The organism is Thiomicrorhabdus immobilis (genome assembly GCF_021654855.1).
In the GTDB taxonomy this organism is placed as follows: Bacteria; Pseudomonadota; Gammaproteobacteria; order Thiomicrospirales; family Thiomicrospiraceae; genus Thiomicrorhabdus; species Thiomicrorhabdus immobilis.
On record NZ_AP024202.1, the window covers coordinates 348,458 to 361,110 of the forward strand.

Annotated in this window: 7 protein-coding genes; all 7 read left to right on the top strand. The window is 43.8% G+C overall.

Annotation, left to right across the window (positions count from 1 at the left end):
* Positions 1-74 precede the first annotated feature (74 nt).
* The 7 genes from L6421_RS01425 to fba all read left to right on the top strand — a co-directional run bounded on the left by L6421_RS01425 (position 75) and on the right by fba (position 12,331).
* Positions 75-1,307 (top strand): efflux RND transporter periplasmic adaptor subunit, encoded by a 1,233-nt coding sequence (locus L6421_RS01425; RefSeq protein WP_237262198.1) that lies wholly within the window; start codon positions 75-77, stop codon positions 1,305-1,307.
* Entirely contained in the window at positions 1,304-4,477 is a 3,174-nt protein-coding gene (locus L6421_RS01430) for an efflux RND transporter permease subunit (protein WP_237262199.1), read from the top strand. Before L6421_RS01425 ends, L6421_RS01430 begins: the two co-directional genes overlap by 4 nt.
* A 378-nt stretch (positions 4,478-4,855) precedes the next feature.
* A complete protein-coding gene (gene tkt, locus L6421_RS01435; RefSeq protein WP_237262200.1) occupies positions 4,856-6,844 on the top strand; it encodes a transketolase in 1,989 nt (662 codons plus the stop codon).
* Positions 6,845-6,961: 117 nt separating this feature from the next.
* Positions 6,962-7,960, top strand: coding sequence for a type I glyceraldehyde-3-phosphate dehydrogenase (gap, locus tag L6421_RS01440; protein ID WP_237262201.1), 999 nt, complete (start codon positions 6,962-6,964; stop codon positions 7,958-7,960).
* A gap of 267 nt (positions 7,961-8,227) precedes the next feature.
* Positions 8,228-9,412 carry a phosphoglycerate kinase gene (locus tag L6421_RS01445; protein WP_237262202.1) on the top strand — a complete coding sequence of 395 codons (1,185 nt, stop codon included), beginning with the start codon at positions 8,228-8,230 and terminating at the stop codon, positions 9,410-9,412.
* Positions 9,413-9,677: 265 nt separating this feature from the next.
* Entirely contained in the window at positions 9,678-11,120 is a 1,443-nt protein-coding gene (gene pyk / locus L6421_RS01450; protein WP_237262203.1) for a pyruvate kinase, read from the top strand.
* A 146-nt stretch (positions 11,121-11,266) separates the two neighbouring features.
* Entirely contained in the window at positions 11,267-12,331 is a 1,065-nt protein-coding gene (fba, locus tag L6421_RS01455) for a class II fructose-bisphosphate aldolase (protein ID WP_237262204.1), read from the top strand.
* Positions 12,332-12,653 lie beyond the last annotated feature (322 nt).

The window sequence follows — 12,653 nt, forward strand, 5'->3', positions numbered from 1 at the left end:
CCAGTCCCACCAGGCCTGGTAAGTTGCTTGAAAGCCGCTTATGTAATGACACTTAACTTTGAAAGAGTAAAACCATGTTTCAAAAACTAAAACGCCGTCTGATTCCCGTTTTGATTATTGCGGCCGCGATTGTCTTGTTTGTCTATATGAAATCGACCAAACCTGTGCAAAAGCCGGTCAACGTGCAAGAGAAGGTATGGATGGTGGAGAGCATGAAGGCTCAGTTTGAAGACCTTTCCCCAGTACAAACCTTGTATGGCAAGGTTGAGTCCAATGCGTTGGTTGCGGCTTCCGCTCCTGTGGCGGGGGTGATTGAGCAGGTGTTGGTCAAGGAGGGGCAAAATGTCGTTAAAGGTCAGGCTTTGGTTGCAATCAGTCAGGCGGATTTGATGATTCCGCTTGCTCAAGCGAAAGCCGAGGTGGCCAACGCCACAGCGCAACTTAAATTACAGAAATTGACTAATGAAGCCAACCAGCAGCGTTATGAGCATGAATCAAAGGTTTTGAAGTTGAAGCAGGTTGCGGTAACACGTGCCCAGCAATTGATGTCTAAGAATTTAGCGTCACAATCGTCGGTAGACGCAGCCAATGAGGCTTTGGTTAGACAAGAATATGTGGTGGTGGGTGCTAAGTTGGCGGTGCAGGAGAATCAATTGAAAATCAGCCAAACCCAAGCCGCTTTGGATAAGGCAAAAGCCGCTTTACAGCAAGCTGAACTGAATGTGAAACGTGGTCAATTGATTGCACCTTATGATGCCCGTATCGCCCAAGTGAATGTGAGTGAGGGTTCGCGTGTGAATGCGGGTGTGGTGATGGTGAGTTTTTATGCCTTGGATAGCCTTGAATTACGCGCTAAATTGCCGGTTTCGCAGTTGCCTGGTGTCACTAAGGCGTTGCAGCAGAATATCCCGTTACATGCTTATTACCAAACCGCTGATTCAGAAGAGCGATTCAAACTGTTACGTTTGGCGGGCGAAGCCTCTACCAGTGGTGTGGATGCATTTTTTGCGTTGCCCAAGTCGTTGTCTGAACTTCGTCCTGGCGAACTTATGGAAGTGAATTTAAAGGGTGTGGCGCAGAATAATGTGGTTGCAGTGCCTTACAGTGCTATCTATGGCAGCAACCGTCTGTATTTGATTGTGGATGGGCGTTTACAGTCGCATACGGTCGAGATGAAAGGTGAAGTGTTGCGTGCTGGGCGTTTGTGGGCATTGGTCAAACCGGATTTTGCCGAAGGTTCAAAAATTTGTTTGACCCATTTGCCAAATGCAACAACCGGGTTAAAGGTCTCTGAGGTGGTTCAATGAGCCAGTTTGAATCTCTAGAGAGGGATGATAAGGATATCCATCCAAAGGAAAAAGCCTTTAAATCCAGTGGTATCATCGGGATGTTTGCCCGCCATAAAGTGGCGCCGAACCTGTTGATGTTGATTATGATCCTTTCCGGAATTGTCGCATTGATGAAATTGAATGTGCAGTTCTTTCCCTCGTTTGAATTGGACTACGCTTCGGTTCGTGTTATTTGGCCAGGAGCCAATGCTCAGGATGTGGAGAAAAGCATCACTGATCCAGTTGAGCGTGTCTTGCGAAACCTGGATAACCTTGATGAGATGACCTCGACCTCATCGCTTGGGATTTCCTCGATATCTTTGAAGTTCAAAGAAGGTACCGATATGATCGAGGCGATCGATCAAATCAATCAGCGGGTCGGAGAGTTAAGGAATTTACCGCAAGATTCACAAAAGCCGATTATAGAACGTGTGGTTCGTTATGAGTCTATCGCCCGTATATTATTGGTTTCTGATAAAGGTAGCCTGGAAGAACTGCGTCCTTTGGCGAGAAGTTTTGAGCGGCAGTTATTGGATGCGGGGATTGATAAGGTCAATTTTAAAGGGCTTCCTGAAGAGGAGATGGCGGTTGAAATCCCCCAGGCCGCTTTGGAACAGCATAATTTAACTTTGGAGTCGATTGGTAATCAGTTAGCCGGCATGAGTCGTGATTATCCTGCAGGCTCGGTGGGTGACAGTGATAGCGTCAGAGACTTACGCGCCTTGGAGCAAAAGCGAGATGAAGTCGCTTTTGAGCAAATGCCGTTGGTGGTCAATGACTCCGAAAACCTCTCATTGGGTGATATTGGGCAAATTGAGCGGCGCCCAATCAAGGATGCGCCTTATCTGACGGTCGAGGGTTCGACCGCGATAGAAATGCAGTTGATGCGCTCTGAGAGCGGCGATACCTTGAAATCTTCTAAGATTATGCAAAACTGGTTGCTGGATGCCAAAGCGCAGTTGCCGGAAGGGGTGCATTTACAAGTCTATGACGAAACTTGGTCGTTAGTGAATCAACGGATTATGTTGCTGGTCAATAATGGTGTTGGCGGCTTGCTGTTGGTTGTTTTGATTCTGTATATCTTTATGAATGGACGGGTGGCCTTTTGGGTTGCGGTGGGAATTCCTGTCTCCTTTATGGCCACCTTGATGATTATGTATTTGGCAGGCGGTTCCATCAATATGGTGAGTCTGTTCGGTCTGATTATGGCTTTGGGAATCATCGTTGATGATGCCATCGTGGTCGGTGAAGATGCATTATCCCATCATGAGATGGGTGAGCCGGATTTACAGGCGGCTGAAGGTGGTGCTCATCGAATGTTAGGCCCGGTTACCGCGTCTTCATTAACCACGGTGGCAGCATTTTTGCCTCTGATGATGATTGGTGGCGAGATGGGGAATATCTTATTTGCGATTCCTTTGGTGATTATTGCGGTAATCTTTGCGTCATTGATTGAAAGTTTTACCATCCTTCCTGGGCATTTGAAACATGCGCTTAAAGGCGTGAAAAAAGCCGAGCCGGGTTCGATTCGTTACCGTTTAGAACATGCTATCGACCATTTTAGGCATCATCAATTCAGAAACGTCATCCGTTGGGTGTTGAAGAATCGTTCAATTACTTTGGCGACGACTTTGGCGTTGATGATTTTTGTGGTCAGTCTATTGGCAGGAGGTAGACTTGGTTTTGTGTTCTTCCCTTCACCCGAGTCCACTAAAATTAATGCCGATGTGCGTTTTGTGGCAGGTACACCAAGTTCGGTTTCAGCAGATTATGTGGATAGACTGTATGCCGCTCTGATTAAGACCGAGCAGGAGTTGGAGCCTGGGATTTTAAAGGCGGTGATTGTCCACTACAATGAAACCACCAGTCAGCCTGGCGCGAACTACGGTGGTATCAATATCGAGTTGGTTGAACCGGATTTACGCTCAACACGTAATGCCGCATTTATTAAAGCTTGGCAGAAAAACGCCGGTAATGCACCAGGCCTGGACACGTTGACGATTGCTTCGCCAAGAAATGGTCCGCCGGGAAGTGATGTGGATATCCGCTTAACCGGTGCTGATCCAATGACATTGAAGCAGGCCTCTTTGGATTTACAGCAGGTCTTGGGGCAAATCCAAGGGGTGAGCGGTGTGCGTGATGACCTTCCTTTTGGGCGTGATCAGTTGATTTACCGTTTGACACCGCAAGGTGAAGCGCTTGGCTTCACTTATGTTTCCTTGGGGCGTCAATTGTCGGATGCTTTCTCGGGTCGTTTGGTGCAGATTTTTACCGATGGTGAAGATGAAGTCGAGGTGCGTGTTCAATATCCAAAATCGGAGCAGGTCTCTTTAGCAACTATCAATAAAATGCAGGTGGTTTCGCCAGCCGGTGAACGGGTATCGTTGAATACCGTGGCAAATTGGACGACCCAACGGGGCTTTGACGCGATTCGTCATGTCGATGGACAACTTGCGGTCACGGTTTTGGGTGATGTCGATTCCAATGCCAATAACCCTAATGCCATTTTGGGCTCTTTACAGCAAACGGCTTTACCTGAATTGGAAGCACAATATGGTATCAGTTACTCTCTAGAAGGGCAGAATGCACGCCAAGCTGAGGCGATGGCGGATATGAAAATCGGTCTTTTGATTGGCTTGTCGATGATTTATATTGTGTTGGCTTGGGTGTTTGGTTCTTACGGTTGGCCTTTGGTGGTGATGATGGCGATACCGTTTGGATTGGTGGGTGCGATTCTCGGTCACTGGTGGATGGGGCTGGATATGACGATTCTTTCTTTATTCGGTTTTTTTGGTTTATCGGGTATCGTGGTGAACGATTCGATTATTCTGGTCAGTTTTTACAAGAGCTTGCGGGCAAGTGGTGTCGCAATCAATAAAGCTTTGGAAGAGGCGGCTGTGCAAAGAGTGCGGGCGGTATTGCTAACCTCTTTAACCACCATTGCCGGTTTAACACCGTTGTTGTTTGAAACGTCTTTGCAAGCCCAGTTCTTAATACCGATGGCAACCGCAATTGCGTTTGGTTTAATGTTTTCTACTTTCTTGATTTTATTGGTGTTGCCGGCAATGCTTTCAATTTATGAGCATTTTTTAGAAAAACGCCAGCAGAACAATAAACTCTTTCGTGAAGAAAAATCTGCCAGTGCTTAATCATGCCAGTGACTGATGTTATCTGGTTGTAATCAGATTTTAATGTTTATGTAACCCAGGTTTATCCTGGGTTTTTTATATTGCTTGGGTTCGAGAGCAAAAGAAGGTTTGACAGTTTGAAAGCACTCCGTATCGGTTTTTCTGTTTTAGTTTGTCCGAATCAAGGTGTTTGATATCAATTATCTGTTCGAAAAAAGCAATGAATAGATAAGAAAACTTGATGATTTTGTCATTTTAAGAGAGAATAATCGTCCAAATTTATATTGCGGCTATTTTTGTAAGGAATTTTCAATCAGTTGATGGTGTTAAGTAACCCGCTGATTGTTAGGCAAATTTAGGCGGCAAGTACCGAATTTTTAAAATAGTTGAGGAAGTTGTATGGCAACTCGTAGAGATCTAGCAAATGCTATCCGTGCGTTAAGTATGGATGCAGTTCAAAAAGCAAATTCTGGTCACCCTGGTGCACCGATGGGTATGGCGGATATCGCTGAAGTTCTGTGGAATAGCCACATGAAATTCAATCCGACAAACTCTAAGTGGGCAGATCGCGATCGTTTTGTACTTTCAAACGGTCACGGCTCAATGCTTATGTATTCTCTATTGCACCTTTCTGGTTATGACCTAAGCATGGACGATATCAAGCAGTTCCGTCAGTTACACGCTAAAACAGCGGGTCACCCAGAGTATGGTTATGCTGAAGGTATTGAAACTACAACTGGTCCTTTAGGTCAGGGTATCACTAACGCGGTTGGTATGGCGATTGCAGAGCGTACTTTAGCGGCACAGTTCAACAAGCCTGGTCACGAAATCGTAGACCACAACACTTATGTGTTCATGGGTGATGGTTGTTTAATGGAAGGCCTTTCTCACGAAGCGTGTGCAATGGCTGGTACTTTAGGTCTTGGTAAGTTAATCGCTTTCTGGGATGACAACGACATCTCTATCGATGGTAACATCGGTGACTGGATGGAAAAAGGCGTTCCTGGACGTTTCGTTTCTTATGACTGGCACGTTATTCCTAACGTTGATGGTCACGATGCTGATGCAATCAATGCGGCAATCGAAGAAGCTAAGAAAGTAACAGACAAGCCTACGCTTATCTGTACTAAGACGGTTATCGGTTTCGGTTCTCCTAACAAGTGTGGAACTTACTCTTGTCACGGTGCACCTTTAGGTGATGAAGAAATCGCTCTAGCTCGTAAAGAACTTGGTTGGACTGCAGGTCCATTCGAAATTCCAGAAGATATCTATGCTGGTTGGGATCACAAAGCACAAGGTGCTAAAGATGAAGCGGCTTGGAATGAAAAATTTGCAGCTTATAAAGCGGCTTATCCAGCAGAAGCGGCTGAATTCGAACGTCGTATGGCGGGTGAATTACCAGCTAACTTCGAAGTAGATATGGATGCGTTCATCGCTAAGACTCAGGCTGAAATGCCTAAGATTGCTTCTCGTCAAGCTTCACAGAAAACAATCGAAGAACTAGGTAACCTATTACCAGAGATGTTCGGTGGTTCTGCTGACTTGACTGGTTCTAACTTAACCAACTGGTCTAAGATGGTTAAAGTGAACAAAGAGAACGCGAACGGTAACTACCTATCTTGGGGTGTACGTGAATTCGGTATGGCTCACATGATGAACGGTATGGTTCTTCATGGTGGTTTCAAAGTGTTCGGTGGAACTTTCTTCATGTTCATGGAGTTCATGCGTAACGCCTTACGTATGTCTGCATTGATGAAAATCGGTACTATCTATGTTTACACTCACGACTCTATCGGTCTAGGTGAAGATGGTCCTACTCACCAGCCTGTTGAGCAGTTAGCGACAATGCGTGTTATCCCTAACTTCCAAACTTGGCGTGGTTGTGATGCGGTTGAGTCTGCTGTTTCTTGGAAACGTGCAATCATGCGTAGTGATGCTCCGACTGCATTGGTATTCTCTCGTCAGGCTCTTGAGCCAATGGAGCGTACACCTGAGCAAGTTAAGAACATCGAAAAAGGTGGTTATGTACTGAAAGATTGTGAAGGTACACCTGATATCATCTTTATCGCGACGGGTTCTGAAGTGGGTCTAGCGGTTGAATCTGCAGCGACAATGAGCGAAAAAGTTCGTATCGTTTCTATGCCTTGTACCGATGCTTATGACGAGCAAGATCAAGCGTATAAGGATTCTGTTCTTATCCCTGGTGTTAAGCGTGTTGCAATCGAAGCGGGTGTGGCTGATGGTTGGTATAAATATGTTGGTCTTGAAGGTGGTACGGTTTGTATGTCTACTTTCGGTGAATCAGCACCAGCTGACGAGCTATTCAAAGAGTTCGGTTTCACAGTAGAGAACGTTGTTGCTACAGCGAAAAAAGTATTAGGTAAATAATCCATTAGCCATCATTAAAAGATGGCTAAGTTGTTTACTGGATAGATCTTTAAATTTTTTATTAAGTCAGGCCTGGTAATTATTTAGCAGGCCTGGTAACAATTGGAGTAAAACTCAATGACTATTAAAGTTGGTATTAACGGTTTCGGCCGTATCGGTCGTATGGCTTTCCGTGCAGCAGCACAAGATTTTCAAAACATCGAAGTTGTTGCAATCAACGACTTACTAGATCCTGAATACCTAGCATACATGCTAAAGTATGATTCAGTACACGGACGTTTTGACGGTGAAGTTGAAGTTAAAGACGGAAACCTAGTTGTTAACGGTAAGACTATCCGTATCACAGCTGAGCGTAATCCTGCTGACCTAGCTTGGTCTGATGTAGGTGCTGATTTAGTTATCGAATGTACTGGTTTCTTCCTAACTGAAGAATCTTGTCAAGCACACATCGATGCGGGTGCTAAGAAAGTAGTTCAGTCTGCTCCTTCTAAGGATCACACTCCAATGTTCGTATACGGTGTTAACCACAACGAATATAAAGGTGAAGCAATCGTTTCTGCCGCTTCTTGTACAACTAACGGTCTAGCTCCTGTTGCTAAAGTACTTAACGATAACTTCGGTATCAAACGTGGTCTTATGACTACTGTTCACGCTGCAACAGCAACTCAGAAAACAGTTGATGGTCCTTCAATGAAAGACTGGCGTGGTGGTCGTGGTATTCTTGAGAATATCATCCCATCTTCAACAGGAGCAGCTAAAGCAGTAGGTGTAGTACTTCCTGAGCTTAACGGTAAGTTAACTGGTATGGCTTTCCGTGTACCTACTTCTGACGTTTCTGTTGTTGACTTAACAGTTGAGCTAAACAAAGAAGCTTCATATGAAGAAATCTGTGCTGCGATGAAAGCGGCTTCTGAAGGTGAAATGGCTGGTGTATTAGGTTATACAGAAGAAGCAAACGTTTCTACTGATTTCCGTGGTGATTCTCACCCATCTATCTTCGATGCTAAAGCGGGTATCGCGCTAGACTCTACTTTCGTTAAAGTGGTTGCTTGGTATGATAACGAGTATGGTTATACTTGTAACATGATGCGTGTAGTTGAACACGTAGGTAAATAATCATTGATTCATCTCATTAGCGGCTGATTTCTTCGTTGGGTTTCGGTCGTGTACTATTTGTACACTTCCTCAACCCGCCTTGAACTCAACTCGCTACTGAGCGAATCGAAGAATTATTTCTTATGTAAATTTGGGGTAGTTTTACTGCTCCAAATTAAATTTTCTTGTTTGTATTTAGCGTTGCTAAGTATAAAAAAGTAAGTTTAATTATTAATCAAATACCTTTCTGTTCGTGAAAGGTTTTTCAACCTGAAAAGAGGACTCAACATGTCTGTAATTAAGATGTCTGATCTAGATTTAGCTGGTAAACGCGTATTGATTCGTGAAGACCTAAACGTTCCAGTTAAAGACGGTAAAGTAACTTCTGATGCGCGTATCCGTGCTTCATTACCTACAATCAAAATGGCAGCTGACGCTGGTGCTAAGGTAATGTTAATGTCTCACCTTGGTCGTCCAACTGAAGGTGAATATGCTGAAGAGTTCTCTCTTGCCCCAGTTGCTGCAGACCTTTCTGCTAAACTAGGTAAAGAAGTTCGTCTAGTTAAAGATTACCTAGATGGTGGTTTTGATGTGGCTGACGGTGAAGTGGTTCTTTTAGAAAACGTTCGTTTCAACGTTGGTGAAAAGAAGAACGATGAAGAATTATCTAAAAAATACGCAGCACTTTGTGATGTGTATGTAATGGATGCTTTCGGTACAGCTCACCGTGCACAAGCTTCTACTCACGGTGCTGGTGCATTTGCTGATACAGCTTGTGCAGGTCCTTTATTAGCGGCTGAATTAGATGCTTTAGGTAAGGCTCTAAACAACCCGGCACGTCCAATGGTTGCTATCGTTGGTGGTTCTAAAGTTTCTACTAAATTGACTGTTCTAGAATCTTTATCTGAGAAAGTAGACCAGTTAGTTGTGGGTGGTGGTATTGCCAACACGTTCATCGAAGCAGCGGGTTACAATGTTGGTAAGTCTCTTTCTGAAACTGACTTAGTCCCTACTTGTAACAAACTGAATGAAATCATGAATGCTCGTGGTGCAGCGATTCCTTTAGCTTCAGACGTAGTTTGTGGTAAAGAGTTCTCTGAATCTGCAGCCGCTGAGACTAAGAACGTTTCTGAAGTAGCTGATGACGATATGATTTTTGATATCGGTCCTGATTCTGCAGCTGAACTTGCTGAAATCATCAAAAACGCGGGTACGGTTGTATGGAACGGCCCAGTAGGTGTGTTTGAGTTTGACCAGTTTGGTGAAGGGACTAAAGCGATCTCTATGGCGATTGCTGAATCTTCAGCGTTCTCTATCGCAGGTGGTGGTGATACTTTAGCGGCAATCGACAAGTACAATATTGCAGATAAAGTTTCTTACATCTCTACGGGTGGTGGTGCTTTCCTTGAGTTCCTAGAAGGTAAAGAACTACCAGCTGTGACTATGCTAGAAGCAGCTGCGGCTAAAAAATAATTCGTTCGTCGAATTTGACCAGGCCTGGTGAGTTTAAAACCCACCAGGCCTGGTTCTGTAAGCACTCTAAAATAGTTTAGGGTGTTTCATTTTAATGTAATCCTGGTTTGTTAAGATTTTCAGTTCACGAAAGAGGGTGACTCGGTAAGTAAACACCTTTGATACATCAGCCAAAGAATGGCTGTTCTGGGTATCGGAGTTTATTTTGCGAGACATCTTTTTTGGACATTAACAAACTCCAAATTTTTATAAGGTAAAAACAAAAATGCCAAGTGGTTTAAGAAGAACAAAAATTGTTGCAACTTTAGGTCCTGCTACGGATCGTGAAGGCGAATTAGAAAAAATTATTAAAGCTGGAGTTGACGTAGTACGTATCAATATGTCTCACGGCCTTCCAGAAGAGCATATCGGTCGTGCTCAAGCCGTTCGTGAAATGGCAGAAAAATTTGACAGACAAGTTGGTGTATTAGTCGACCTTCAAGGGCCTAAGATTCGTATTGCACGTTTTGCGGATGACAAAATCTTCTTAAAAGCAGGTGATAAGTTTGCGTTCGATAATGCCGTAGGCAACAACGATGGTAACCAGCATGAAGTTGGTCTGACCTATAAAAACCTTCCTTACGATGTAAAAGAAGGTGACAAGTTGCTACTTGATGATGGTCGTTTGGTCTTTCAAGTAGATAATGTTGAAGGTGAACGTGTTAATACCACAACGATTGTGGGTGGTACTTTATCGAACAATAAAGGTATCAACCTTTCCGGTGGTGGTTTATCTGCTGCGGCATTAACCGATAAAGACAAAGAAGACATTATCACCGCAGCAGAGATCAAAGCGGATTACCTAGCATTATCTTTCCCGCGTTCTGCTGAAGATGTTGAATATTGCCGTTCTTTAGCGTCAAAAGCAGGATTGAACTGCAGTATCGTTTCTAAAGTTGAACGTGCGGAAGCGGTTGCTGATGACGCGACTTTAGACGGTATTATTTTAGCATCTGACGTTATCATGATTGCTCGTGGTGACTTAGGTGTTGAAGTGGGTGATGCGCAACTTCCTGCTCTACAGAAAAAAATGATTAAGCGTGCCCGTCAGTTGAACCGTGTCACTATCACAGCGACTCAGATGATGGAAACCATGATTGAAAATGCGATTCCAACGCGTGCTGAGGTGTTTGACGTAGCTAACGCGGTTATGGATGGTACGGATGCGGTAATGCTTTCTGGTGAAACGGCTACCGGACATTCACCAAGTTTGGTTATCCAGACTATGGGTAATATCTGTCGTGAAGCTGAGAAATCTCGTACTTCTCGTGAATCTACTCACCGTATCGATGAGTCATTCACAGCGGTGGATGAAACCATCGCTATGGCGGCGATGTATTCAGCAAACCACTTTGGTGTGAAATGTATCGCAGCATTAACCGAATCCGGTAATACGGCATTGTTAATGTCACGTATCAGTTCTGGTATGCCAATCATTGCGATGACACCACACTTGGATACACGTCGTAAGGTAACTTTATTCCGCGGTGTTTACCCATCAACATTAACGTATGATGGTCTGAACGATGAAGAAGTGAAAGCGTCGATTATGGATCGTATTAAAGAATTCGGTATCGCCCAGTCTGGTGACCTGATTCTGATGACTCGTGGTGAAGTAAACGGCGCCATGGGTGGAACAAACAAAATGGAAATTGTGAAACTTCCATAAATTGTAAATTTATATAGATTTGAATAGCAATGGCCCAATCATCGGTTGAGCCATTATTTGAGTTGGCTAGCTTCTAAATTTTTGAAAAGCTTGTTAAACTACAAAGATAATATTTTTTTGAAAAACCAACTAGAGGAGTCTCGCACATGGCGATGATTACACTTCGTGAATTAATGGACTACGCAGCAGAACACAATTTTGGTATGCCTGCGTTTAACGTAAACAACATGGAACAAGTTCGTGCAATCATGCGCGCTGCTGACGCTGTAGATTCTCCAGTAATCCTTCAGGGTTCTGCTGGTGCACGTAAGTACGCTGGTGAGCCAATGCTTCGTCATATGATCGCTGCTGCGGTTGAAATGTTCCCTAACGTTCCAGTTGTAATGCACCAGGATCACGGTTCTGATGTTGGCGTATGTCTACGTGCAATCCAGTCTGGTTTTACATCGGTAATGATGGATGGTTCTTTAGAAGCGGACATGAAAACACCTGCTTCTTATGAATACAACGCTGGCATCACTGCTGAAGTTGTAAAAATCGCTCACGCTGGTGGTGTTTCTGTTGAAGGTGAACTAGGATGCCTAGGTTCTCTAGAGACTGGTAAGATGGGTGAAGAAGATGGTCACGGTTCTGATGAAGTTCTAGATCACTCTTCTCTATTGACTGATCCTGAAGAAGCGGCACAATTCGTTAAAGATACTAACGTTGACTGTTTAGCGGTAGCGGTTGGTACTTCTCACGGTGCTTACAAGTTCACTTCTAAGCCATCTGACGATGTTCTTAAAATTGACCAAATCAAGAAAATCCACGAGCGTATTCCTGATACTCACATCGTAATGCACGGTTCTTCTTCTGTTCCAGAAGAGTGGTTGGAAATCATCAACAACTACGGTGGTGATATGGGTCAAACTTACGGTGTTCCTGTTGAAGCAATCGTTGAAGGTATCAAATATGGTGTTCGTAAAGTTAACATCGATACTGACTTACGTATGGCTTCTACTGGTGCAATCCGTAAGCACCTTGCTGAAAACGCTTCTAACTTCGATCCTCGTAAATTCTACAATGCTGCAGAAAACGCGATGATGGAAATCTGTAAAGCACGTTTCGAAGCCTTTGGTTGTGCAGGTCACGGTTCTAAAATCAAGTCACTTGGTTTAGAAGAGATGCAAGCTCGTTATGCTTCTGGTTCATTGAACCAAACTGTTCGTTAATCGATAGATTGATTGGCAAGAAAAAACCCGCGTAAGCGGGTTTTTTTTTAGCTATTTTTTATATTCTGAATAGTCTAGCCATCCTCTATTGATACAAGGTTTTAATGGCATTAAATATGCTTTGTGACGCATAATAAAATACAATCATGTAGTTGAATCACTTAATTGCGAATATATAATTACGTAATGATTTGAACCTGATTAATATAGCCAATGCTCAATAGCCAATGGTTATGTTGCAGATTGATTGGCAATATAAAGCCAGCTTTTGGATTATGCTGGGTCAGTCATTGTACTTTTATCGAAGAATCATTATCAGAAG

Excerpts from the sequence above, each read along its gene's own strand:
- L6421_RS01425 (WP_237262198.1), top strand. The coding sequence starts at position 75 with ATGTTTCAAAAACTAAAACGCCGTCTGATTCCCGTTTTGATTATTGCG.
- L6421_RS01430 (WP_237262199.1), top strand. The coding sequence starts at position 1,304 with ATGAGCCAGTTTGAATCTCTAGAGAGGGATGATAAGGATATCCATCCA.
- tkt (WP_237262200.1), top strand. The coding sequence starts at position 4,856 with ATGGCAACTCGTAGAGATCTAGCAAATGCTATCCGTGCGTTAAGTATG.
- gap (WP_237262201.1), top strand. The coding sequence starts at position 6,962 with ATGACTATTAAAGTTGGTATTAACGGTTTCGGCCGTATCGGTCGTATG.
- L6421_RS01445 (WP_237262202.1), top strand. The coding sequence starts at position 8,228 with ATGTCTGTAATTAAGATGTCTGATCTAGATTTAGCTGGTAAACGCGTA.
- pyk (WP_237262203.1), top strand. The coding sequence starts at position 9,678 with ATGCCAAGTGGTTTAAGAAGAACAAAAATTGTTGCAACTTTAGGTCCT.
- fba (WP_237262204.1), top strand. The coding sequence starts at position 11,267 with ATGGCGATGATTACACTTCGTGAATTAATGGACTACGCAGCAGAACAC.